Raw genomic sequence first — 25,112 nt, 5'->3', positions numbered from 1 at the left:
GACGGGTGGCTTCGAGATACCGAGAGAGTTCCGTGAACACGCTGGATTTTGACAAGAGGCCGGAAGACACACGTGTTGTCGTTGCCATGTCGGGGGGAGTGGATTCCTCCGTCGTTGCCGGTCTGCTCAAACGCCAGGGTTATGACGTGCTCGGCATCACGCTGCAACTCTATGATCATGGGGCGGCCGTGCACCGCGCCGGTTCGTGCTGCGCCGGCCAGGACATCGACGATGCGCGGCGTGTTTCCGAAACGCTCGGCATTCCCCACTACGTGCTCGACTACGAAAAGCGGTTTCGCGAAACGGTGATCAACCCGTTCGCCGAAGCCTATGCGATGGGCGAAACGCCGATACCCTGCGTTGCCTGCAACCAGACGGTCAAGTTCGCGGATCTGCTGGCGACGGCCAAGGAGTTGGGTGCCGATGCGCTGGCGACCGGCCATTATATCCGCTCCTCCGCCAATCCGTCGCCGGGCAATCTGAACCGCCGCGCGCTGTTTCGTCCGATCGACAGCGATCGCGACCAGAGCTGGTTCCTGTTCGCAACGACCCAGGAGCAGATCGACTACCTGCGCTTCCCGCTCGGCGGCATGTCGAAGGCGCAGGTGCGCGAGCTGGCCGAGGAGATGGGCCTTGTCGTCGCCAAGAAGGCCGACAGCCAGGACATCTGTTTCGTGCCGCAGGGCAAATATGCCGACATCATAGCCAAGGTGAAGCCGAACGCGGCACTCGCCGGCGATATCGTGCATATGGACGGGCGCGTGCTCGGCCGCCACGAAGGCATCGTGCATTATACGATCGGCCAGCGCCGCGGCATCGGCATCGCCACCGGCGAGCCGCTCTACGTCGTTTATCTCGATGCCCGCTCGCGTCGGGTGATCGTCGGGCCGAAGGAAGCGCTGGATACCCATCGCGTCTATCTGCGCGACGTCAACTGGATCGGCGACGGTGCGCTTGCTGAGGACACGAGGGGCGGCTTCGCCTGTTTCGCCAAGGTGCGGTCGACCCGTCCGCCGACGCCGGCGGTCCTTCATTCCGACGAACACGGCGTATATGTCGATCTGGCGATCGGCGAGGCCGGCGTCGCTCCAGGCCAGGCCTGCGTGCTCTATTCAGCCGAAGGCGCGGATGCGCGCGTTTACGGCGGTGGTTTCATCGAGCGTTCGGAACGGGCGACCGAAGCCGAAATCGCCCTGAAGGCTCTGCTTTCGACACCCGTCGCTGCCTGAAACGTGCACTAACCGGGGCTCACGAAATTGCCGTCGGTTTTTGCCCAGACCCTGCTTGACACTTTAGTGACGGGGGACTTATAAGCCGCACGACCAAAGCGGAACCGGCCACGCCGGAACTTCCGCAGTCCCTGTGGCGGGGTAGCTCAGTTGGTGAGAGCGCAGGATTCATAACCCTGAGGTCGGCAGTTCAATTCTGCCTCCCGCTACCATTCAGTTCAGCGAAATCGGTTTCAGCGGCGCATTCTCGGAATGGCGTCGACATTTCCGTCGGTTCGCGGATATTTATCTCAGCCGTCTCAGCTTTTCCCCGAGGCTCACGTCTCAGGGAGTCACCGGAATGCCACCCATGCATGTACCAGTCCAGCGGGTGAAAAGGCTAAGGTCTTCATTCTGGTTCGAGCTTGCGGCTATGGATTTCCGCCAGAGCAAGCCCAGCTTCGCCGGCGACCGAATAGATCAGGTAACGCCTTCCATCTTCTTCGTAGACCGCTGGATCACGAAGTTGCCTAACAGGTTCATCTGCAGGACCAATCACTGATGGTTCGATGGGAAGTCGTCCGCCTTCCCAATCCCGCTCTGGCGCAAGTAAGATCTTTGAGGGTCCTTCCCGCCATGTCAACCATTCACCGTCGAGCCGCACTTGAGCGTACAGCAGGCACTCAGGCGCATCGCCTCGATTGCTATAGACAACGTGAAGGACATTGTCTTCTACCCATACTGCGGAATGGCGCATATGACGCGTGAACAGCATAGGCCCAGCGCTAAATCCAGAGATGCCGTCAGATGACCGGTAAATCTGCCCTGGCATCGTAATTGCGTACACCCAAGGACCGTGAGTGAATAACCGGGCGTACGGGTTCATCAGATTGCCAGGTTGGGCTGTGAAGTGAATGCCATCAGGCGATACCGCCAAGCGTGTAAACTGGTTCTTGATCTCGTCGCCGCCGTGAAAAAACATGCGGAATTGCTTCTTTTCATGATCGATGACGATCTCCGGGGACGCCAAATGGTGGGTGAAACCGGATTTCGAAAGCGGAAGTGTTCCGTCCTCGTAGATGATCCACGGGCCTGTCAGACGATCTGCATATGCAAGGCGGATATGATCTCCTCGATGATGGGCAAAATAGAGATAGTAACGTCCCAGGGCGCGCTCCACCCAAGAAGGGACCCTGATCAGGCTCGGTCCATTGATGTTAGTCCCGATCCGCGGCGACATGGCGGGCACGATGATGGGCCGGTCCAGAAGCCGCACCGCAACGAGTTCATTGTTCTCCATGTCTTACCTCCCAGTCGCGCGGTCAGGTTACCGGCTCCCGGTTCGGAGTAAACAGCCTTAGTGAGCGAAACATCTTTCTCAAATCGGCAACGCTGAGAGCTACCTCATCGGCGACATAGCGGGCCTCGAATCCGGATCTTTCGGTCTTTGCGAAAACACTCTTGGCATATTGCTGCCTTCTCGAAGGTACCTGGCGTTCGTAAGATTGTGGTGCCGTAGACGACGGCAGACTCGGGAGGATGCCAAGAACGAACGGAACCTGTCGGTGAAGGAGATACCCAGAACTTAAAGAGCTGCGAGCAACACTTCGTTCGCAAAACGTATTTCTGCAGAAGACCGATGGTTATGCCAACAATCCAGAATCCGCGCTGGAAGAAATCAGCTGAAAAGTACCCATCCAGATAAACAACCTGGCTGTCCTGTTGTTCAATCGTGCAGGCGCATCATCTTGAGGAGGACGTGATGATTTCGAAAGTGTTGAAAAGCTTTGCCCTGGCCAGCCTGGCCATAGGTCTGGCGACTGTTGCCCATGCTCAACAACCCTGGGAGGACGTTGTCAAGGCGGCGAAGAAGGAAGGAACTGTCACGCTCTACACGTCGCAGGTCGGCGTCCCTCAGCTTGACGAGATCTTGTCTGCATTCACGGACGAGTACGGGATCAAGGCGCTGAAGCTCGAACTTCGAGGGAGCGAGTTATTTGAGAAACTGCGTCTTGAACTGGCGACCAACCGTGGTGTCGCGGACATGTCCTTCAGCGGAGGTTCCGTGTCGCTTGAGGCAATGGGCGTGCTCGACAAACACGGTTCCATACCCAATGCAACTCGGCTAGCACCCGACTTTGCAGGGAGCGAACTGAGGCTGCCGATCTTTTCGCAAAGCATGGGTATCGTGGTCAATGCTTCAGTGCCAAAGGAGAAACGCCCGAAAAGCTGGGCGGATCTCGCGGATCCTGCTTGGAAGGGCAAGATCCTGTCCGACGATTTTCGCTCCGTTGGAGGCGGCGGCCTGTTTTTTGCTGTAACCTACGACAAACTCGGCGAGGATTATCAAAAGCGCCTTGCTGAAAACAAGCCCGCCTTCACTCGTGAAATTCGAGACAGCCCTCGTCGTGTCGCGCGCGGTGAGTACCCGATCTACATTCCCTTCATTCTGCCCGATACGCTGCTGAACAAGGGTTTGCCACTTGAGGTCATTCTTCCGTCTGAGGGTCTTGTTTATGGCAACTTCGATGGAGCCGTGGTCAAGAACGCGCCACATCCCAATGCTGCCCGGGTGCTCTTGAATTTCTTCCTCTCTGACAAAGCCCAGCTCATTTATGCAGGTTCCGCACGGCGCCCGACAGTTACCGGTCTTGAGGATCGGTATCCTCCTAACGTCAAAGATTTTTTGCAGGCTCCGTTGCTCGGCACGCAGGAGGACGCAACGGCTCGAGCCGAAATGCTCAAGCGCGCGACAGAAATGTACAAATGAGGCAATGCGAGTGATGTTGGATGGCAATCGCTTGTGGGATGATCTTCTCATCCACGCCGGCTTTGGGGATAAGGCGGCCGGCGGTGCTGGGGATCACGCAACAGCAAGCTGGATCGCTGGCGAGCTTTCCAAGGTTGGATATCAGCTGGAGACAATACCCGTTCCTGTGCCGACATTTCGGTCGCGTCGATGTGAGCTGGTAGGGCAGGGTTCCTCGGTTGAGGTCTACCCTCAGTCCGTTGTTTTCCCAACACCGGATCATGGCGTGGAGGGGCGATTGGCGATAGTTCATAGCCTTTCTGACGCACAAAGAGCGGCAGGCTGCATTGCCGTCATTCTGCTGCCCTATGGTCGTCATGCGGCGATCTGGACGTCAGTCGTTGGACCACTCTTGGAAGCGGTTACAAAAGCCGACGCTCTGGCTGCAATCATTCTGCCGTTCGGCCCGACCGGCGAGATTGTCGGCTTGAACTCTTATGCGGACCGGCCGTTCGTTCCGTTGCCCCTGGCCATTGGTCGTCCGCTTGATTTGCCTTGCTACGCGGCGATGGCTTCTGCCGGACAGCCTGTAAGGCTGTACCTAAGTGGAGACGTGGAAACAGGCGACAGTCCAACGTTGGTCGCGCGGATGGCTCGTGGCGATCGGTGGATTGTGCTGTCCACTCCTCGATCTGGTTTCTTCACATGCTCGGTCGAACGTGGCACTGGTACGGCAGGTTTTCTTGAGATCGCCCGGTGGCTGCCAAGAGCGTTTCCTGCGCACTCCCTGTTCTTGATGAACAGCGGAGCCCATGAGCTGAGGTTTGCAGGGACTCACGCGGCTTTGGACCTGGCGCCCGCACCCGATAAGACAGATGTTTGGGCACATTTTGGCGCGGGATTAGCGTCTCGCGCTCGAACGGAAATTCGTGGTGGTCGAATGCTTGACGTTGCGGATTTCAACCGCATTTGCATGGTGACGCCCGCTTTGCGCGAAGCGGCAGGGGCAGCTTTTGCCGGTTTGCCAGGATTGGACGATCCGCAGCACGTGTTATCGGAAGCGGGCGAATTATCCACGATCGTACAGAAAGGTTACAAGAAGGCTTTCGCCTGCTTAGGGGTCAACTGGAGCTGCCATACCAGGCTCGATCTTCCGACGGAGGTTTCACGGAGCCTACTCGAGCCGGTGATCGAAGCGCATCGTCGCTTGATAGAGGTCTCTGTTCACGGCAAGTGATCGAGTACAGCATCTTCTCGCTCGATGTTCTATCCGGCTATCCTGTTCGGTCTCGTCGGCTACATCCTGCGGAGCCAAAGATGGAAGAGTATCTGCGACGCGCTCGGCGCAGACCAAACTATTCAACGGTGACCAAAACTAAAAGTTGACTCCTTGGGGATTTCCTTCTATTGATGGTTTATCGATCTTTTGCTTGCTGAACTTTGGTTTCCGCGCGATTGGCACCGCGCCTGACGAACTTCCCTTTCAAAATCAATCGCTATCACCATCCGCGAGGCTCTGGCCTTGCGGTCGCTTAATCTTGCTTTGAAAGGGTTCATCATGACCACAGGCACAGTAAAATGGTTTAACTCCACCAAGGGCTTCGGCTTCATCCAGCCCGACAATGGCGGCGCAGACGCGTTCGTTCACATCTCGGCCGTCGAACGCGCCGGAATGCGCGAAATCGTCGAAGGCCAGAAGGTGGGTTACGACCTCGAGCGCGACGTGAAGTCGGGCAAGATGTCGGCCTGCAATCTTCAGGCTGCTTGATTTTAGGTTCCTGCTTTCCTTTGACCACGGATGTACTGGCACTGTCGAAAGCAAGATATCTGCGAGGCCAGGCAAACAGCCTGGCCTTTTCTGTTTCTCGCGACTTAATTTTTGGATCACTCATGACGCAGACACATTCGAAATCCCGACAGCAGGCCGAGATCGCATTTGGCCACACGCAGGCACAGTTCTTTGCGCGCGACCATGCCGTGGAGGAGCTCGACGCGCTCGTTCAAGCCCGCGAAGCAAAGACATTGCGGCTCCGTGAAGCCCGCCTTGCAAAAGAAGCTCAGGAAATTGCGGCCGCTACCGAGGCTCTCATCAGCAGACGCCTCAGAAAATCTTGATCCCCCGCGAGGGTGATCTTTCTCCCTGCAAACGGGACAGACGCCCGGGGTATACATGACGACGCACGACAACGAAGACCGACTCGACTGGGGACCCGAGCAGCTCCGCCATGCGCTGGATGCAGCCGGAGTAGCCCTGTGGTCCTGGAACGTCGACACCGACGCCTTCGTGATGGACGCGCACGGCTACAGCCTATGGGACGTCTCGCGGAAAGCATTGCTGATGTTCGAGGACCTGTCTGCGAAGGTCCACCCCGCCGACCGCGATCGCGTCAGGGCGGCATTCGCTGCTACGAGGGCCGTCGTCGGTCCTTATGAGATCGACTTCAGGATATTGGTCGGGCCAGACGTCAGATGGATTTCCGCCCGCGGGCAAGGCAGTGACGCGGGTATCAGAGACCGGATCATGACCGGGATTTTCCTCGACGTCACGGGTCGTAAGCAGGCCGAGGAAGGCCATGAACTTCTGGCCGGCGAAATGAGCCACCGCGTCAAGAACCTGCTGGCTTTGGCATCGGGCCTGACGAAGATCACCTCGCGGTCGTCCAGTTCAATCGACGATATGACCAAGCAGCTCACGCAGCGACTGACCGCGCTCGGGCGTGCGCACGACCTTGTGCGACCTTTGCCCGGCGGTCAGGGCAGCGCGGCCTTGCTCGGAGATTTGTTCACGGTTTTGCTCGCGCCCTACGACGATGACGGAGCCTTCGCCGGGAGGATCAGGGTTGCCGTGCCGCGCATGGGTGTCGGGGAAGCTGCGGCAACAAGCTTGGCTCTCGTTATACATGAACTGGCGACGAATTCCCTGAAATATGGTGCCCTGTCGGCTACCGAAGGAACACTCGATGTTTCCGCTACGCTTGCGGGCGATGAAATCGAGGTCGTATGGACGGAGCAGGGCGGGCCTGCTGTCACTGCTCCGGAGGGTGCAGGCGGTTACGGCAGTCAGCTCCTCAGGCGCACCGTGACCGGAAGTCTCGGCGGCTCGATAGAATACGACTGGTCCAGCACCGGCGCGCTGGTCACGATGAAGATCGATGCGCGCAGGCTGTCGATATAGCCTCACATAGCACAGACCTTTTGGTCGGACAGTTTCCCGTGTCTGACACAGATATCACCAACCAGCCGGACCGGGGATATGAGCACCGCGGCGGGCGATCCAGGCGGCCGCCGTTGTGGAATGTCGACACAGGTGTCTTCGTGATGGACCCGCACGGGGTGCCGTCTCTGGGACCTTCCCCCCTGTCGGCGCCTCGCATTCGAAGACCTTTCGGAAAAGATACATCCTGCGGATCGCGACCAGGTCAGGGCGACCTTCGTCGCCGCGCGGGCGATCGTCGGAGACTTCGAGATGGATTTTCGGATGAGCGTCGGTCCGAACTGAGCCGTCTCCGATTTGCGCTAAATCCACCTATTGGGAACGTCGAAAGAAATATTGTCGCTTGAAATCTTCAGGGATAGGCACATATTCGGATACCGGTGGTAAATTTACTTTGCCTAGAAACGCGATATATCAATTTATGATTTCAATGATCGCAGATTATCGTCTATCCCACCGGAATGCGGCCCTGAAATATTTATAAATACTTCGGCTTTGAGGCGCCTTCGCTTCGAAGGAAGGCTACTCCGATCTCAGGTCACCCAGATCTTAGCGGTAAGATCCAGGAGGCCTCCATGACATTCGAGCATGCGAACGTACGGACATCTTGCAAGCCGTGGGGCAGCCACGATCTCAGACCTTGGAACCGGAGCGGCAGCCCTGACGCGGCCATCGGTGAACTGAGGTTTGATCGTGCCGAGACGCAGGCGCCTGATCCTGCCTTGCTTCTCAAACTGCTCTTCACGAAGCAGAAACTGTCGATCCAGGTCCACCCTGATGACGCCTTCGCGCAGACAATGGGGCTGGCCAACGGCAAGACCGAGGCATGGTATGTGCTGTCTGCGGAAGACGGTGCCCAGGTGGCGATCGGCCTTGATCGACCATTGACACAGTCTCAATTGCGGGACGCGATCACCGATGGATCGATTGCCGATCTCGTCAAATGGCAGCCAGCAGAACCTGGCGATGTGTTTTTCGTTCCTGCAGGAACCATCCATGCCATCGGTGCCGGTCTCGTCATTGCCGAGATCCAGCAGAGAAGTGACACGACATTCCGCCTCTTCGACCACGGGCGGTCGCGCGAACTCCACGTAGAACAGGCGGTGGCCGTGGCCGACCTGGAGCCGGCGAGAATGGATAAGATGCCCGTGCACCTTACCGTCGAGCGAATGAAACTCGTATCCTGCGCTTTTTTCGTCCTGGAACGTATCGATCTTCCGCCGGACGCGAACTGGGAATTGCAGGCGCAACGCGAGACCTGGGGCCTGGTCACCGCCGGGGACGCAACGATAGGATCGATGCATGCCGGTATCGGAGATGCATTCTTTGCCGAAACGGACCAGGCGGTCATCAAAGTCGGGCGCAATGGACTGACGATCCTGCTGGCCTATGCCGACAGCGCACCTCAACCCGGACTGCTGCGCGATCTCGACGATCGTAAATCCGACCATGCGATCCGCGATCTAACGTTGGCGGGTATTTCATCCAGAAAACCCGCCAGCGTGCCGCTCCGCTCCATGGAGGGTCACCCATGACCAGCTTCAAGAATACTTATCTCAAGAACATCGCTCTTATCGGCAACTCACTGCCTCGCCGCTGCGGCATCGCAACCTTCACGACCGACCTGCAGCAGGCCATTTCGACATCACCTGCCGGTGTGAAGACCGCAATCGTCGCAATGACGGATCACGGTCACGCCTATGATTATCCGGCCAGCGTCTGGCTTCAGATCCCCGACGAAAGTCTCGAAGACTATATCCGTGCGGCGGAAGCTCTGAATGCCGGTCGGTTCGATGTCGTCTGCCTTCAGCATGAGTTCGGCATTTTCGGGGGCGAGGCAGGAGGCCATATCCTCGCGCTGCTTTCGCGGCTGGAGATGCCGATCGTGACCACGCTGCACACTGTGCTCGCGCAACCCAGTCCGGCTCAACGCCGCGTTCTCGCGCAGATCGTCGACACATCTGCGAAAGTCGTGGTGATGGCCGAAAAGGGCAGGGCGCTGTTGCGTGAGGTGTATGGCATCCCGGCGGAAAAGATCGAGGTGATCCCTCATGGGATTCCGGACATCGCCTTTTGCGAACCCGACCTGGCAAAGACCAAGCTCGAGTTCGAGGGCCGCTCCGTCATCCTGACCTTCGGGCTACTGTCGCCCAACAAGGGCATCGAGGTCATGATCGACGCAATGCCGCTGATCCTGAAGAGCCAGCCCGATGCCGTTTATGTGGTGCTCGGCGCGACCCATCCCAACCTCGTCCGCAACGAGGGGGAGGCATATCGTGAACGCCTGATTGCCCGGGCGCTGGATCTCGGCATTGAGAAACACGTGGTCTTCCTCGATCAGTTCGTCGATCAGGCAACGCTTCTGGACTTCATTTCCATGTGCGACGTCTACGCCACCCCCTATCTGAATGAAGCGCAGATGACGTCGGGCACTCTGGCTTATAGTTTTGGCCTGGGGAAGGCGGTCGTGTCGACGCCCTATTGGCACGCGCGCGAACTTCTGGCGGACGGACGCGGGATCCTCGTTCCTTTCAGCGATGCAGAGACAATCGGCACAGAAATCGCGACGTTGCTCACCGACAATGCCCGGCGGAAAGCCATGCGCGTGCGGGCTTATGCAAGTAGCCGGTCGATGACATGGCAAAGAACCGCAGAGCGGTATATCTCGCTATTCGATGATGCTGCCCCGCGAAGATCTCGACCCAACGCAGTTCTGTCGGGCGGAAATGCCTCGGTGCATAAGCTTCCCGCCGCGCCTGAGCCGGAACTCGCCTATCTTCTTTCGATGTGCGACGATACCGGCCTGTTCCAGCATGCCGTGCATTCCGTACCGGATCGCTCACATGGTTATTGTGTCGATGACAATGCGCGCGCTCTCGTTCTGGCAGTCACTCTCAACTCATCGGGGGAGAAGCTCCTGCCGGAGCCGTTAACGACGCGTTTCGCCTCATTCGTGCAGCATGCTTGGAATCCCGACAAAAAGCACTTTCGCAATTTCATGAGCTTCGACCGGAGATGGCTCGAGGACAAGGGCTCAGAGGACAGTCATGGCCGCACGCTCTGGGCTTTGGGAGAGTGCGCTCGTAGCGATGCCAACGCATCCCGTCGGAGTTGGGCGGCTGCCCTGTTCGCCGAAGCTCTGCCGACGGTCGAGATGTTTAGCTCACCGCGCGCCTGGGCCTTCACGCTCATAGGGCTGGATGGCTATTGTGCCGCAAAGGGAGAGGATCTCGTCGCCAAGCGGATGCGGCGTCTTCTCGCAGACCGCCTTGTGGATATCCTTGCTCGTGTGGAAACGGAGGACTGGGTCTGGTTCGAGGAAGGCCTTTCCTACGACAATGCTCGCCTGCCCCAGGCACTGATCCTCACGGGCCTTGCCAGTGAAACATCTGCCTATGTGGTTGCCGGGATGCGGACCTTGCGTTGGCTGATAACGAAGCAGACTGCGCCCGCGGGCCATTTCCGACCGATTGGAACCGATGGTTTCAGCGATATACGCAAGCCGCCTCAGGAATTCGATCAGCAGCCGCTGGAGGCCACGGCGACGATTTCCGCCTGCCTTGCTGCTTGGCGCGCGGATCAAAGCATGGAGTGGAAAAATGAAGCCACTGCTGCATTTGCCTGGTTTCTCGGCAGCAACGATCTAGCACTGACCCTCGTCGACACTGACACTGGCAGTTGCCGTGATGGACTGCATCGTCTGCGCGTCAACGAGAACCGAGGCGGAGAATCCGTAGTCTCCTATCTTCTGGGCCTCATCGAGACCCGCAGATTCGCCCGCATCAGCGACCAGCCGGCAAAACTAGCTCCTCTTCGCGCGCTGCGCGCATGAGCGCCCCAAGCCAATCAGATCAATTGAGGTTCCTTTGTCACAAGCCACTTTTCTGAACCGTCAGGCTCTCTTCCTGCGCCCCGACTCCTCGCGCGTCGTGGTGCGACCGTTCAAGCCTGCAACCGAACCGCGGGACCTCAATCCCACCGACAAGACGCGAGCAAATCATATCGTCGACCGCGTTCTGGCGCTTGATCTGGAGACGGCGGAGATCCTCCTCGCGGACGTTCTGGAAAATTTCGACGGCCGCCACCGCAACCTGCTTGCGACGTTCGAAAGCCGCGCCGCAGAAATGGAAGATGCATTCGCGCCTCATGCCAACTTCACCAAAACTCAGCGCCAGCTCGTCGGAGCGTATTTTCTCAACGAATATTCCTTCGAAGCGTCTGCGTTGTTCAATCCCAGTATTGTCTCCCATCCGGATCAGTCCGGTCTGGACAAGGGGAGCCGACGCTTCGTTCTGAGCTTGCGCGCCGTCGGAGAAGGGCACGTGTCGTCCCTGACATTCCGTACCGGCGTGATTGCGGCCGATGGCAGCGTGGATATCGATCCGACGGTGCGGCTCGCTTCGACGCCACTGGTCACGGCACGCACGTCCGTGCCTGCAGGCGAACAGGTCGACGTCAGCTTCGATCCGCAGCAATCCATCAGCGAGCGGGTCATCTTCCCGATCACGCCTGCTCAGTCCAACGGGATCGAGGATGCGCGGTTTGTCGAGTTCGAGGATAATGGAAAGAAGACATTCTACGCGACCTACACTGCCTATAACGGCACGGGGATCCGCTCGGAACTGCTGGAGACCAAGGATTTCCTGACTTTTCGCATGGGCCCCCTTGCCGGCACCGTGGCTAGGAACAAAGGGATGGGCCTGTTTCCGCGCAAGATCGATGGCCGGTACGCGATGATTGGCCGGCAGGATAGCGAGAACCTCTATCTGATCTATTCCGACGATCTCTACACCTGGAATGGCGGGCAGTTGATCCTAGGTCCGAAGTTTCCTTGGGAATTCGTTCAGATGGGAAATTGCGGGTCCCCCATTGAGCTCGACGAAGGATGGCTGTTGCTGACACATGGCGTCGGCGCTGTTCGCAAATATGCCATCGGCGCAGCGCTTCTCGATAAAAACGATCCGTCCAAAGTCCTGGCGCGATCGCGAGAGCCGCTGGTGCGGCCGGAACCGTCGGAGCGAGAAGGCTATGTGCCGAACGTTGTCTATACCTGCGGCGCGATGCGCCACAACGGCCACATCATCCTGCCTTATGCAATCTGCGACACGTTCTCGAATTTCTCCTCGATCAAGATTTCAGATCTCCTGAAAACACTCGATGGCTGAGGCAATTTCGCCCCACATTGCCTGTGGAGCGATATTTGTACTTCATCCCGCGTCTCAGAACGGGGGATAGATGGACTCAGATAAGGCGATCATCTTCCTTTGCCGGCGGTACACGGCGACGTGCAGCGTCGGTGGCGGATTTTTTGTGTCCTTCCGCCGCGGCGTCCCGGATATCATCAAAGCGGTTTCCATCGACATCCTGTGGCAAGGGGTCTGCAGCTGCTTTTTTTTCGAAACGGATCATGGTGTATTCTCCTGTTTTCCAGATAGGGGAGGAGCGTCCCAATGCGGGACGAGCCAAAGCGATCTCTCCGAGACGGTTAGACGGACAGGGCGGTGCTGCAGCTTTCGGCAACGCGGCTGTCAGCAGAGATCTGTCCCGGCATCGCGGCCCAGCCACCAGCTTCGACGAACTGGCGCTTCCTGTAGCTGTCGGGGATGGCCTTGAGTTCGGCCCGTTTTGCCGCAGCATCCGGTGCCGCATTGAACCGTTGGACGCAGATGGCGGAGGCAAGTTCGCCCCGAGCCATATCGCCCGCCGTGACAGCGGACGCGCGCGATGAGCCGCCCGTCACCCAGCCGCCCCAGTTGAACCCGACGACGATCGTGGCGATCACCGTGATGAAGCATGCCCACACAAGAACAGTCTTGCTGGGTTGGTAGCCGTCGAAACGCTGGGCAATAGAAATCTTGCTGCTGTTTTGCATGGCGATTGGTATTTCCCTTTGGATGTTGCGGGTCCGCTTCCCGGTCGCACCGACCGCGAAATTCAGGCACTACTCTCCGTATCCCATTCCGGTCATACCGGCAGTAAGGCAGCGCCATCGCCCGGGAAACGATCCCTTTTTCCACTGGCGCACGGGTGGCGTTCAGGTCGTCCTCGACGCGGTCCGTCTTTTCTTGACCCTAGCCCCGCGGCCAGCTTGCCGCTTTCGCCGCGCAAGCCGGGTTCAACGGCGATCACTTCGCCTTCCGGCTTTCCCTGACGATATCGTGAATGATGATCCCGCCCTCATACTCGAGAACGCCTTCGGCCGGCCGGATGACGGCCGGGTCGTGGAGTGGGCGGTATTTCATGAAAATCCTTCTGCTGCCGGCGCATGGGGCAGCCACAACCCATTGAATACCACTTCGGTGGCCGCTAAACCAATGCTAAATGTTCGCTTTTACAATGGTCGACCCCGGCGCATTCATTCCGGCTCGTCTCGAATTGAGTTGGCAGCCTGTTGATCATGGGGAGAGCACCCTTCGGGTGCATTTCTCGACATTTGCGGCCCGCACTAACCCTGCAATGAAGTCGGTGGTGAACTCAATGCAGTGTATCCTTGTCGGGCACCATTCCGACCGAGTTCATGAAGTCGGACAAGGTATCTGCGCTGTCGAGTGGCAGGTTCGCCGCCAGCCTAGGGTAATCCATTGGCTAAGTTGTTCCCAAGCGGTTTGTTTTGCGCCACTCTTCGTACTCTCCGCGGGCATCGTCATGCAGCGGATAGTAGCGCTGCAACGACCCACCCTCCATGAGCTTCACCCGCGAGAACTCCTCCCAATCGTGATGCTTTTGCGACTCTTCGATTACCTTGGAGGCCATTGCGACTGGAAGCACCACCACCCCGTCGTCGTCGGCGATGATGATGTCGCCGGGAATGACCGTGACGCCGCCGCAGGCAATCGGAACGTTGACGGCATTGGGGTAGATGCTGGTCTGGACATGGTAGTTGGGCGTCCAGCCGCGCAGCCAAAGGGGGAGATCTAGCTTCTCGACATTGGGCCGATCGCGCATGCACCCGTCGATGACGATGCCAGCGCCGCCTCTGCCTTTGAAATAGGTCGACATCATATCGCCGAAGACGCCCGAACTCATATCGCCACGCGCATCGACCACAACCACATCGCCCTCCTGCGCGTGATAGAGCACGTGGCGGTGCAACTGCGTCTCCGGATCGGCATACTCTCCCTCGGTGAAGAGATCCGGCCGCTGCGGCATGAATTGAAGCGTCAGGGCCGGCCCGACGATCGACTTCCCGCGATTCTGCGGCACGGGGCCGACCATGTGCGGATTGCGGAAGCCCATGTGGCCAAGCGTGCCGGAAACCGTCGCGGCGCCGATTTCCTTCAGTGCGTCGATCAGCTCTTTGGGCGGTCGCGTAATGTTGGGTGTATGCGTCATTTTAGGCTCCGGTGGATGAAACTACCAGTTTGTGACAGAACCGTCGCGGCGCGTCAGGTGAGGCGCTTCCCAGAAACGAAAGCTTTCCGCCTTGACCGCCTCTTCGTTGACCTCGACGCCGAGCCCCGGCAGATCGCTGACCGGATATTCAGGGCCGACGAGCCGTGGTTGCTCGGGGAAGAAATCGGAATTATCGAAGCCCAGCTTTGCTTCGGGCGCCCTGGTCTCGAGCCAAGCGAAATTCGGCACCGCGGCGGCGAGATGGATGGTCGCGGCCGTGCAGACTGGGCCGAGGGGATTGTGCGGCATCAGGTCCACATAGTGCGCCTCGCTCCAACCAGCGACCTTCATCGCTTCGGTGAGCCCGCCCACATTGCAAACATCGAGCCGGTTGAACTGATGGATGCCGCGCTCGATGTAGGGCAGGAACTGCCATTTGCTGGCAAATTCCTCGCCGATGGCGAACGGGATGTCGGTCATCGTGCGGAGGGATTCGTAGGCCTCCGGTGTCTCGTCTCGTATTGGCTCCTCGAGGAAATCAAGCACGCCACGGCCGAGTTTGTTGCAGAAGCTCGCCGCCTCTGCCACCGACAGCCGATGGTGATAGTCGACGCCGAGGACGACGTCATCGCCAAGCGCTTCTCGCGCCTTGTTTAGCATACTCGCGGTAGCGCCGATCGACTCGCGGGGCTCAAAAATGTCCTTGTTATTTTGCCCGATAGGGAAGAAACGGATCGCCTGCCACCCCTGCGCGCGTAGTTCGCGGGCTCGTTCGATGGCAATATCGCCCTCGGCCTCGTCACCGGTCGAAGCGAAGGTAGGAATGCGGTCGCGCTGCTTGCCGCCCAGCAGTTCGTAAACCGGCACCCCCAGCGCCTTGCCTTTGATGTCGTGAAGGGCAATGTCGATGGCGGAAATCGCCGCCTGCAGAACGCGCCCGCCTTCGAAATATTGGCTGCGATAAACTTCTTGCCAGATCCGACCAATCTGCATGGGGTCGCGGCCGATGAGAAACTCGCGATAGTGCTCGATCGCACCGGCCACGGCCTTCTCGCGACCGCTCAAGCCGCTCTCGCCCCATCCGAAGATGCCGCTGTCGGTCTCGACCTTAACGAGCATCTGGTTGCGTATTCCGATCCATACCGGATAGGGCTTGATAGCGGTGATTTTAAGATTCGTGGTCATTTACACCCTGTTTCACACGTATCTGGCCTGTCTCAGTTGGCGGTGAGGGCCATTTCTGTTTCGCCGTCGAACAGATGCATCCGCTCCTGGTCGAACTCGAGCCAGATCGGTTCGTCGGGCGCGACGGCAATGGTCGGCGGCACGCTGACGTTGACGATGGCGCCAGACAGGAACGCCTGTACGAAGGTGACGTCTCCGGTCGGCTCCACCGTGTAGGCCTTGGCAGGAACGGTTCCTGGCACCGCACTCTTGTGCAGCTTGATCGTCGAGTGACGTGCGCCGAGCACGACTTTCTTGGTGGTTGCCGTCGCGACCTTCCGGGCGTTGTGTGGTGAGAGTTCGAGGCGCCAGCCCTCTGCGCTGGTCAACACAGTGTCGCCGCTCGCCGTTGATGCTTCCAGCGGAACAAGGCTCATCGCCGGGCTGCCGACGAAGCTGGCGACGAACATGTTCACCGGATGTGCAAAGACCTGCGCCGGTGAAGCGTATTGCTGCAGGTAGCCGCCGTTCATCACCGCCATTCTGTCCGCCATGGTCACGGCTTCGAGCTGGTCGTGCGTCACATAGATGATCGTTGCCTTGAGGTCCTGGTGGAAACGCTTGATCTCCGATCGCATCTGCACGCGCAGCTTTGCGTCAAGGTTGGAGAGCGGTTCATCCATCAGGAATACCGCCGGATCGCGGACGAGGGCACGGCCGAGCGCCACGCGCTGCTGTTGCCCGCCCGAAAGTTCGCGTGGCTTGCGCTCGAGCAGCTGCGTCATGTCGAGCACTCGCGCTGCTTCCCTGACCTTCTTGTCGATCTCGTCCCTTGGCAGTTTGCGCATCTGCAGCGGGAACGCCAGGTTTTTGTAGACCGATTTCTGCGGATAGAGCGCGTAGTTCTGGAACACCATTGCGATGTCCCGGTCCTTGGGGTCGAGGTCATTGACCACCCGGTCGCCGATGACGATGTCGCCAGATGTAATGGGGATGAGCCCCGCCACAAGATTGAGCGTGGTTGTCTTGCCGCAGCCCGAAGGGCCGACGAGCGCAACGAATTCGCCGTCGTTGACCGTCAGCGAAACATTGTTGACAGCTTTGAAGCTGCCATAGGTCTTGACGAGATCATTGAGGACCACGTGGGCCACCGGCAACTCCCTAGTGCTTGACTGCGCCTTCCGTGAGGGCGCGTACGAAGTATCGTTGGAGGAGGAGGAACAGGACCACGACGGGCACGCTCATCATGAAGCTCGCCGCCATCAGGCCCGGAAAGTCCGTGGTATTTTCTGAGAAGAAGCGCTGGATGCCGACCGGCAGTGTCAACTGCTCGTTTTTGGAGAGGAATGTGTAGGCGTAGATGTACTCGTTCCACGAACCGATGAAGGAGTAGATCGCCGTGGCGATGATGCCCGGCGTCGAGAGCGGCATCACGATCAGGACAAAGGCCTGGAACCGCGTTGCCCCGTCGATGCGTGCGGCCTGCTCGAGCTGCACAGGGATATTGTCGTAGAAGCCCTTGAGGAGCCAGATTGCCAGCGGCAGGCCGAATGTGAGGTAGGTAAGAATGAGCGACCCATGCGTGTTCACCAGCCCGATTGCGCGCATCAGGATGAAGAGCGGCACGAGAAAGATCACCGCCGGGAACATGTTGCGAAGCAGGACGGCGAAGAACAGAAAGTTCCGGCCCGGGAAGGTGAAGCGCGAAAACGCATAGGCCGCAGGAACTGCCACGATCACCGAGAGGATAGTCGTGGTCGTGGAGACGAAAAGGCTGTTCCAGAAGAAACGAAGGAAGTCCTGGCCTACGCTGTTTTGCGGGTCGAGGAGCTTTTCGTAGCTGGCAAGGGTCGGTTGGTCAGGCCACCATTGCGGCGGGAATTGCATAGCTGCGAAGCCGGACTTGATCGAGGTGATCAGCATCCAGATCATCGGCAACGCGGTGTAAAGCAGCATGAACGCGAGGAAGATGCGTCCGCCCCACCGCCATCCGTCGATGCGCACACGGCGACGGGCCTGGCTTCGAGGAGCAGTCTCGGCAATCGTGCTCATGCGCTCCCATCCTTCCGCTCGTTGCCGCTTAACGCACGGACGTAGAAGTAGCCGAGCGACATCAGGATCAGGAACAGCAGCACTGAATAGGCCGATGCCACTCCCCAGCGCTGGCGGCCGAAGGCGAGCTCATAAATGTGGGTGATCCAGATATGCGATGCGTTCGACGGCCCGCCGCCGGTCATGATCCAGGGGATGATGAAAGAATTGAAGTTGGCCACTGCCAGCAGAAGGATCGTCACTGTCGAGACGTTTCTCAAGTGCGGGAAGGTGACGTGCCAGAACCGCTGCCACGCACTGGCTCCGTCAACTCTTGCCGCGCGCAGCAACTGATCGGGGACTGTTTGCAGGCCAGCCATCATCATGATCATGGCAAATGGAAACTCCCGCCAGATATTGACGACGATCAGGGAGGGCAGCACCGTGTTGACGCTGTCGATGAAATTCGGCGGTCGGTCGGCCAATCCTAGGCCGACCAGCACCGCGCCGATAATCCCAAAGTCCGAATGGTAGATCCATTTCCAGATATAGGACGCGGCGACCGCGCTGATGACCCAGGGAATGATCAGGATGGCTCGCAGGATGCCGCGGCCGACAAAGTCACGATGGAGCGCCAGTGCGCTGGCAAACCCGAGGACAAATGAGATGAAAGTGGATCCTGCTGTCCAGATAAGCGTGTTCCGGGTGACCGTCCAGAACACCGGACTTGTGAGGATGGCGGTGTAGTTGTTAAGGCCGACGAAAATCTTGTCCCGGAGCTGTAGGCCAGGCGGTGTGTTAAAGAACGAAAGCTCGATCGTGTAGTAGATCGGATAGGCTATGACGATGAGCATCACGGCGATTGCAGGGAGCACATAGGCGTAGTCGGCGCGATGCTCCCAAACCTTTCGCAGCAGACCGGACCCTTCGGGTCGAAGTCTACGGCGAGTCTCGGCCTTGCCAGTCAAGATCGTCACGGTGCCATGCCCCCATTTTTCGGAACAAACCGGCCGCAGCCTCAGCGCGGCCGGTCAGATCGTCAGGCATGGACTAAAGTCCGCCGGCGGTCAGGTTTTTCACCTTCTTGGCTGCGTCTTCCGCTGCTTGGTCAACGGTCATGGTGCCGGTCAGCGCATTCTGCAGCATGTCCGGGACGATGATGTTCATGATTTCCGGCGACTGCGGCAGCGCCGGGAACGGGATGCCGTAAGGCAGCATGGAAGTCGTGACATCAAGGAACTTGATACTGTCCAAGCGTTCCTTCATCCATTTGGTCTTGAAGCCGTTGAGATTTCCCGGGTTTGAGCCGGCATAAGCCATCTTCAGCGACCATTCGGGGCTCGCCCACATGCAGCCGATAGCCTTTGCAGCCGGCTCGTCTACCTTGCCGCCCTCGACATATTCGGGCTTGAGGATGTGAATGTTCGAGCCGCCAAACACGACGGCACGCTTGCCGTTCGGGCCAGTCGGGATCAGACCGTAGCGCATGTTGTCGATGACGGTCTGCGCCTTGTCCTTGTCGGTACCCGTCGTCTTCTTCTGCAAGTCGAGCATGACGTTATAGTCGGACGGGTGCGAGACCATCATGGCGAGTTGGCCAGCGAGGAAGAGTGGCTGATTGTCCGCCTGCTGATTGGTGAGCGCCGAAACCGGAACCGACTTGTCGCGAACATACATATCATAGGAGGCTTGCAGCGCCGCTTTGCTCTGTGCGCTGTTCAGCTCGACCTGCTTATAAGTCGGGTTCGCGGTGGCCTCGTCAAAAACGCCGCCGCCATAAGCCCACAGCTGCGGCATGAAACGGTACGGTGTATTGCCGGCATTCTTGCGTGCCACCAGGCCGTAACCGGCAATGCCGAGCTTGTCGTGGATCTGCTTGGAATATTTGACAACATCGTCCCATGTTGCCGGAGCCTTGTCCGGATCGAGGCCTGCGCGCTTGAAGATGTCGGCGTTCCAGATGAACGCCATCGTCTCATTATTGGTCGGGATACCGTAGGTCACGCCCTCCCAGGTCACGGCCTTCATTGCACCGGGCCAGAAATCATCGGTCGCATACCCGATATCCTCGGGCTTGAGCGGCCGCAGATAGCCCTTCGAGGCGAATTCGGTGCCGCCCAGGATTTGCAGGCGAACCGCCATGGGCGCTGCATTGCCAAGAAGCGCTGTCCGGAACTTGTCCAGCAGGTCGTTGTAGGTGAGGGCTTGTTCCTCAAGCTGGATGTTCGGATAGGTTTTGCGGAAGGTCGCGAAGAAGTCCTTGTAATACCGGCGCAGGAGGTCGGGGTCGCCCTCGAACACACCCTGATACCAGAATGTCAGTCGCCCCTTGTAGTCGAGCGGGGTGACTTTGGCGCAATCGGCCGCCGTGTCGAAATCCTGTGTGCCGGCAATGGAGCGCACATATTGCGGCGACCACTTGCTCAAGTCGACCGACGCACCCAGCGCAGACGCAGACATCAACGATACCAGTAAAGCAGTGGACACAGTGCCGCGCACGACAGCACCGCCGAGTGAAGTACTCGTCATAGGTATCCTCCCAGATTTCTCCCATGCCGCTCTGTGTGAAGCGAGCGGTCTTTGCTCCCCGGCCGTAGGACTTTCCACCTAATGTATCCCTTCGACCATATCATACGTTTTCAGATCACAGATTACCTGTCAACTAAAGAAATCGTACATTGTTTATGGAAGGCTTGCGTGATATCCGAGCAATCTGTGTATTAATTGGGGATAGCTTTGGCCGTTACGAGTGATTTTAAAGCGCAGCCACCTGAAGGGATCGACGCCATCGGGGCCTCCAGCGAAGGCGCCTCGCTTTATCAACTGATCAGGGACGACATTATCGAAGGGCGGCTCGTTGCCAACGAGCGGCTTGTGGTCACCGATCTTGCCCGGCGCCACGGCACCTCGACCAATCCCGTGCGCGAGGCTCTGCAACTGCTGCGCGGGGAGGGCTTTGTAACCTTCGTTCCCAACCGTGGAGCGCGCGTCCGGCCGATAGATCAGGACTTTGTTCGGGACATCTACGAGATAGGTGTCCTGATCGAGCCGGCACTGACGCGATGGTTCGTGAATATGGCCACCGTCGAGGACATTGCTGAACTCGAACGCATCCAGGGCCTGATTGAAGAGAACGACTTCGCCGACACGTTCAGGCACAGCGAGCTGGACACCGCCTTTCACACCGTAATGTACCAAAAGCACTACAACCACCATGCCGCCGAGCTTTGGTGGAAACATCGCGAAGTGCTGCGAGCCGTGAGCAGGCGTTTCAACTTCACGCTCGCCCGGCGTGCCGCGATCCTTAGCGAGCATCGTGAGCTCATCGCGCATGTAAAAGCGGGAAATGCGAACGAGGCAGCCGAACTCATTGCGCGCCATGTCGAGGGCTCCGGGCGGCACATCCTCGAGCACATGCGTGCGCGTAACGCCGCTTGGGCAGGATAGAATTCATAGCCTTGAACATCGTCATGACGACCACTTCAGATAAAGGCAGTTGAGATGAAAATCACCAGCGTTCGGCCGTGGCTAATCAGATCCGATGCTTCCTATTGGGGAGAGTATCTGTTCGTCGAAGTGACGACCGACGAGGGGGTGAGCGGCTGGGGAGAGATCACCACCACGACAAGGCTCGCCAATCGCGCCCTCTGCACGATCCTGCGGCAGATCGGTGTCGCTTTGACAGGCGAGGACCCGGCGCGTATCGAGTATCTGTGGCACAAGATATTCCGCAGCTTTACCTACATGGGTAGTCGCGGTGCCGCAGTCGAATGCGTAAGCGCCATCGACATAGCCCTTTGGGACATCCGAGGCAAAGTTCTTGGTAAGCCGATTTACGAGCTGTTGGGCGGACCGGTACGCGATGAAATCGCGCTCTACACCCATCCCAACCAGGCCAAGTTTACCAGCAAGGAGGCTGTGGTCCGGGAAATTCGAGACATCGTCGACTCCGGCCACACTGCGCTCAAGTTCGATCCTTTCCCCCACCAAGGCCGCACCGCCGATGGACAGTCTCGCGAACAGCGGGACGGCTACCTCGATGGCAGCATGACCCGCAAGGATGAGCGCGAGGCCGCCGAGCTCACCGCCTTGATCCGCGAAACGGCCGGCTCTGATGTCGACATCCTCATCGATGCGCATGGCCGGTTCGACGTTCCTACCGCCATTCGCCTTTGTCGGAGCCTCGAGGAAGCTGGTCAGATCGACTGGTTCGAGGAGCCCTGTCCACCGGAGAGCCTCAGCGCTCTCAAACAGGTCCGTGAGAAGGTCAGCGCCGCTATCTCGTGGGGCGAGCGCGGCCACACGAAGTGGGATTTCGTGCCGGTGCTCGAAAACAGGCTCGCCGACTACATCATGCCGGACGTCACCTGGACCGGCGGCATTACCGAACTCAAGAAGATTTCCGCCCTGTGCGAAGCCTACTACATCCCGGTCTCGCCGCATGACGCCGCAGGGCCGATCAACGTGGTTGCGGGAGCGCAGGTGATGATGACCGTTCCTAATTTCTACAAACTTGAAACGTCAGAGTGGAACCTCGGCAAATACGATCACCTCATCGACAGACCACTCGATGTTTCGAACGGCAGCCTCAAGCTTACGCCCAAGCCTGGTCTCGGCGTTGAAATGAACCGCGACTACCTTCAAAATCACGAGATAGAGCTGCACTAGCTAGCAACGCTCTACGCCGCCTCAGCGTGCGCGACGACGAGCCCCGACCAGAACGAGGATAAATCATGCCAGAAGCAGATGGAGCCGACGAGGCGCTCAATCGGGTGAACACGCGTTCCAAGCCGTCCGACCTTCGCATCACCGACATGCGGGTAGCCGAAATTGTCGGCGCGCCGTTCACCTCGGTGCTGCTGAAGATTTACACCAATCAGGGCATCGTCGGGCTTGGCGAGGTGCGCGACGGCGCCAGCGCCACCTATGCGCTGATGCTGAAGAGCCGGTTGCTTGGCGAGAACCCTTGCGACATCGATCGACTGTTTCGCCGGATCAAGCAGTTCGGCGGGCACGGCCGTCAAGGCGGTGGCGTATCGGCGGTTGAAATCGCGTTGTGGGATCTTGCCGGCAAGGCCTATGGCGTCCCTGTCTACCAGATGCTCGGCGGCCGGTTTCGGGAGAAAGTGCGTGTCTATTGCGATACCGACGCTACCGTGCCGAGCGGTACCGAGACCGGTAAACGCCTCAAGCAGCGCATGGAGCTCGGATTCACCTTCCTCAAGATGGATTTGGGATTGATGCAGATCGCGGATGTGCCCGGTGCGGTCGTGTCTCCTGCCGGCTCACTTGAAGGGTACCGCCACCACCCCGGCCGCGGCCCGCTAAAGACCATGGAAGAGCGGCGGCTCCGCAACGCTGCGTACGATTTGCATAACGTCCCGCACCCGTTCACCGGCCTCCACTTTTCCGACAAGGGCCTCGACTTCCTTGAGCAATACATTGCCGAGGTTCGTGAGGTCATCGGCATGGATGTGCCGCTTGCGATCGACCATATCGGCCATATCTCCATGCAGAACGGCATTCGCCTTGCCAGGCGAATTGAAAAATACGTGCCCGCCTGGCTCGAGGATGTGATCCCATGGCAGTATACCGAGCAATATCGACAACTGCAGGACGCCACCACGGTGCCAATCTGCACTGGCGAGGACATATATCTCAAGGAAGGCTTCGAGCCTCTGCTTAACAGCGGCGGTGTCTCCGTTATCCACCCGGACCTGCTCACCAGTGGGGGCATCCTCGAGACCAAGAAGATCGGCGACATGGCGCAGGACCGTGGTGTCGCCATGGCCATCCACATGGCAGAAAGTCCAATCGCCGCAATGGCCGCCGCACATGTTGCGACCGCGACCGAAAATTTCATGGCGCTCGAATACCATTCCGCCGATGTCGAGTGGTGGGACGATATCGTCACGGGCCTTCCCAAGCCGCTGGTGAAGGACGGCTTCATCACCGTTTCGGACAAGCCGGGCCTGGGGATTGACGACGTTGTCGACGAGGTGATCTCGCAGCATCTACAGCCGGGTGTCGCCGGCATTTGGCAACCTACGGATCACTGGGACGATGAGTATTCCTGGGATCGCACCTGGAGCTGAGGCGAAAAGGAACGAAGATGAAGATCACCGATCTCCGCTGCGCCGTTATCGGCAGACATCCGATCGTCCGTATCGTTACGGACGAGGGCCTCTATGGCTTGGGTGAGGTCGAATTTACAAAATCCTATCTCAAGCCCTGGGTGCTGCATTTCCGCGAGGCGCTGATCGGCGAGGACCCGACCGACGTCGAGAGAGTCATGCTGAAGATCCGCCAACGCGGCTCTTTCAAGCCGTACGGCGCGGCGGTGAGCGCTATTGAGCATGCGCTTTGGGATATTGCCGGCAAGGCCGCGGGCGTGCCCGTCTATAAACTGCTCGGCGGCAAGGTGCGGGACAAGGTGCGCGTCTACAATGGCTCGGTCCGTCGGACACGCACGGGCGACCGGCCGGAGGATTACGCCGCTGACGTCAAATGGATGATGGAGCAGCCGCAGAACTTCTTCATGGTCAAGCAAGGAATCTCGTTCCACTCCAACATGAAGGACACCATCGAGGACTTCCACTATGGCGTGACACAGAAGAAGGCTGGCTATCACGGTGCCATGGATCAGGGCGTGATTAGCGAGCGCGGTTTCAATCACATGCTCGACTGCGTGATCGCGATGAAGGAAGTGCTGGGCGACAAAGTCAGCCTGGCGCTCGACTGCGGCCCGGGCTGGATGCTGCCCGATGCGATCAAGTTCGCTCGCGCGGTCGAGAAGTACAATTTGATGTGGCTCGAGGACATGCTGACGGGCGACTACGTGCCGTGGGTCAATCCGCAGGCCTATCGGGAGCTGACAACCTCAACCTCGACGCCAATTCACACTGGTGAGCAGATCTACCTGCGGCACAATTTCAAGGAACTGATCGAGACGCAGGCGGTACGCGTCATCGGCCCCGATCCAGCCGATATCGGCGGCATTGCCGAGCTTAAATGGGTCGCCGAGCACGCCTACATGCACTCGATCCTAATGGCACCGCACGGCACCGCCAACGGCCTGCTGGGGCTCGGCGCGTTGATCAATGTCTGCGCCACATTGCCGGCAAATTACATCGCGTTCGAATATCCGACCGCCTCCGACCCCTGGTGGGAGGATCTGGTAATCGGCTTGCCGCCGCAGATCGTGAAGGACAGCATGGTGGACTTACTGGAAGCGCCGGGTCTGGGTCTCGATATCGACCCGGAAGGGGCCAAGAAATATCTCAGGGAAGAGGATGCGGGCTTTTTCGACTGACCCTCCCTCCACTTGCCGGCATGGCACAGGTCGTCGGTGAACTGACCGAGCAGGGATCGCCGGCATTCGAGGCTGCCACTCCGATCCTGTCGCGGATTCGCA

General features: G+C 58.8%; 22 protein-coding genes and 1 tRNA gene. 14 read left to right on the top strand and 9 right to left on the bottom strand.

The annotated features are described in order from the left end of the window. Positions 1-32 precede the first annotated feature (32 nt). Entirely contained in the window at positions 33-1,229 is a 1,197-nt protein-coding gene (gene mnmA, locus RG540_RS14660) for a tRNA 2-thiouridine(34) synthase MnmA (protein ID WP_038589252.1), read from the top strand. 135 nt (positions 1,230-1,364) lie between these two features. Continuing rightward, positions 1,365-1,441: transfer RNA gene (locus RG540_RS14655), tRNA-Met, on the top strand. Between the two features lie 176 nt (positions 1,442-1,617). Here RG540_RS14655 and RG540_RS14650 read toward each other — a convergent pair. Continuing rightward, positions 1,618-2,508 (bottom strand): glycoside hydrolase family protein, encoded by an 891-nt coding sequence (locus RG540_RS14650; RefSeq protein ID WP_038589249.1) that lies wholly within the window; start codon positions 2,506-2,508, stop codon positions 1,618-1,620. Between the two features lie 462 nt (positions 2,509-2,970). Here RG540_RS14650 and RG540_RS14645 point away from each other — a divergent pair, with 462 nt between their 5' ends. The 8 genes from RG540_RS14645 (at position 2,971) to RG540_RS14610 (ending at position 12,336) form a co-directional block, all read left to right on the top strand. Continuing rightward, complete coding sequence (locus RG540_RS14645) at positions 2,971-3,978, top strand: ABC transporter substrate-binding protein (RefSeq protein WP_038589246.1); 1,008 nt, start codon at positions 2,971-2,973, stop codon at positions 3,976-3,978. Between the two features lie 13 nt (positions 3,979-3,991). Further along, the gene (locus RG540_RS14640) at positions 3,992-5,194 is read left to right on the top strand and encodes a hypothetical protein (protein WP_038589243.1); all 1,203 of its coding nucleotides are present in this window, start codon (positions 3,992-3,994) and stop codon (positions 5,192-5,194) included. Positions 5,195-5,515: 321 nt separating this feature from the next. Continuing rightward, on the top strand, positions 5,516-5,725 hold the full coding sequence (locus RG540_RS14635; RefSeq protein WP_038589240.1) for a cold-shock protein: 210 nt from the start codon (positions 5,516-5,518) through the stop codon (positions 5,723-5,725). Positions 5,726-5,847: 122 nt separating this feature from the next. Then, entirely contained in the window at positions 5,848-6,072 is a 225-nt protein-coding gene (locus tag RG540_RS14630; RefSeq protein WP_038589237.1) for a hypothetical protein, read from the top strand. 55 nt (positions 6,073-6,127) lie between these two features. Beyond that, positions 6,128-7,132, top strand: coding sequence for a sensor histidine kinase (locus RG540_RS14625; RefSeq protein WP_038589235.1), 1,005 nt, complete (start codon positions 6,128-6,130; stop codon positions 7,130-7,132). A gap of 614 nt (positions 7,133-7,746) precedes the next feature. Further along, positions 7,747-8,706, top strand: coding sequence for a class I mannose-6-phosphate isomerase (locus tag RG540_RS14620; protein ID WP_038589232.1), 960 nt, complete (start codon positions 7,747-7,749; stop codon positions 8,704-8,706). Then, complete coding sequence (locus RG540_RS14615; protein ID WP_038589228.1) at positions 8,703-11,003, top strand: glycosyltransferase family 4 protein; 2,301 nt, start codon at positions 8,703-8,705, stop codon at positions 11,001-11,003. Before RG540_RS14620 ends, RG540_RS14615 begins: the two co-directional genes overlap by 4 nt. 34 nt (positions 11,004-11,037) lie before the next feature. Further along, positions 11,038-12,336 (top strand): glycoside hydrolase family 130 protein, encoded by a 1,299-nt coding sequence (locus RG540_RS14610; protein ID WP_038589223.1) that lies wholly within the window; start codon positions 11,038-11,040, stop codon positions 12,334-12,336. 76 nt (positions 12,337-12,412) lie between these two features. On the opposite strand, the gene RG540_RS32860 is transcribed toward RG540_RS14610, so the two are convergent. The 8 genes from RG540_RS32860 to RG540_RS14575 form a co-directional block, all read right to left on the bottom strand. Further along, on the bottom strand, positions 12,413-12,580 hold the full coding sequence (locus RG540_RS32860) for a hypothetical protein (protein WP_167551675.1): 168 nt from the start codon (positions 12,578-12,580) through the stop codon (positions 12,413-12,415). A gap of 76 nt (positions 12,581-12,656) precedes the next feature. Next, positions 12,657-13,043, bottom strand: coding sequence for a hypothetical protein (locus tag RG540_RS14605; protein WP_304655045.1), 387 nt, complete (start codon positions 13,041-13,043; stop codon positions 12,657-12,659). 713 nt (positions 13,044-13,756) lie between these two features. Then, positions 13,757-14,503 carry a ribonuclease activity regulator RraA gene (locus RG540_RS14600; protein WP_038589216.1) on the bottom strand — a complete coding sequence of 249 codons (747 nt, stop codon included), beginning with the start codon at positions 14,501-14,503 and terminating at the stop codon, positions 13,757-13,759. A gap of 21 nt (positions 14,504-14,524) precedes the next feature. Next, the gene (locus RG540_RS14595; protein WP_038589213.1) at positions 14,525-15,688 is read right to left on the bottom strand and encodes a mandelate racemase/muconate lactonizing enzyme family protein; all 1,164 of its coding nucleotides are present in this window, start codon (positions 15,686-15,688) and stop codon (positions 14,525-14,527) included. Positions 15,689-15,720: 32 nt separating this feature from the next. Further along, positions 15,721-16,818, bottom strand: a complete 1,098-nt coding sequence (locus RG540_RS14590) for an ABC transporter ATP-binding protein (RefSeq protein WP_038593876.1) — start codon at positions 16,816-16,818, stop codon at positions 15,721-15,723. 10 nt (positions 16,819-16,828) lie between these two features. Further along, complete coding sequence (locus RG540_RS14585; protein ID WP_038589210.1) at positions 16,829-17,719, bottom strand: carbohydrate ABC transporter permease; 891 nt, start codon at positions 17,717-17,719, stop codon at positions 16,829-16,831. Continuing rightward, the gene (locus tag RG540_RS14580) at positions 17,716-18,675 is read right to left on the bottom strand and encodes a carbohydrate ABC transporter permease (RefSeq protein WP_038589207.1); all 960 of its coding nucleotides are present in this window, start codon (positions 18,673-18,675) and stop codon (positions 17,716-17,718) included. The genes RG540_RS14585 and RG540_RS14580 overlap by 4 nt, the downstream gene beginning before the upstream one ends. 73 nt (positions 18,676-18,748) lie before the next feature. Beyond that, entirely contained in the window at positions 18,749-20,227 is a 1,479-nt protein-coding gene (locus RG540_RS14575; RefSeq protein ID WP_038589205.1) for an ABC transporter substrate-binding protein, read from the bottom strand. Between the two features lie 207 nt (positions 20,228-20,434). On the opposite strand from RG540_RS14575, the gene RG540_RS14570 reads away from it, so the two are divergent. The 4 genes from RG540_RS14570 (at position 20,435) to RG540_RS14555 (ending at position 25,010) form a co-directional block, all read left to right on the top strand. After that, positions 20,435-21,145 carry a GntR family transcriptional regulator gene (locus RG540_RS14570; RefSeq protein WP_038593873.1) on the top strand — a complete coding sequence of 237 codons (711 nt, stop codon included), beginning with the start codon at positions 20,435-20,437 and terminating at the stop codon, positions 21,143-21,145. Positions 21,146-21,199: 54 nt separating this feature from the next. Next, a complete protein-coding gene (locus tag RG540_RS14565) occupies positions 21,200-22,366 on the top strand; it encodes a mandelate racemase/muconate lactonizing enzyme family protein (RefSeq protein WP_038589202.1) in 1,167 nt (388 codons plus the stop codon). Between the two features lie 65 nt (positions 22,367-22,431). Then, complete coding sequence (locus RG540_RS14560; RefSeq protein ID WP_038589199.1) at positions 22,432-23,793, top strand: mandelate racemase/muconate lactonizing enzyme family protein; 1,362 nt, start codon at positions 22,432-22,434, stop codon at positions 23,791-23,793. A 17-nt stretch (positions 23,794-23,810) separates the two neighbouring features. Further along, positions 23,811-25,010, top strand: a complete 1,200-nt coding sequence (locus tag RG540_RS14555) for a mandelate racemase/muconate lactonizing enzyme family protein (RefSeq protein ID WP_038589197.1) — start codon at positions 23,811-23,813, stop codon at positions 25,008-25,010. Positions 25,011-25,112 lie beyond the last annotated feature (102 nt).

Source organism: Neorhizobium galegae bv. orientalis str. HAMBI 540, assembly GCF_000731315.1.
GTDB lineage: Bacteria > Pseudomonadota > Alphaproteobacteria > Rhizobiales > Rhizobiaceae > Neorhizobium > Neorhizobium galegae.
The sequence above is the reverse complement of the archived record's forward strand: the minus strand, read 5'-3'. Positions and strand labels throughout refer to the sequence as shown.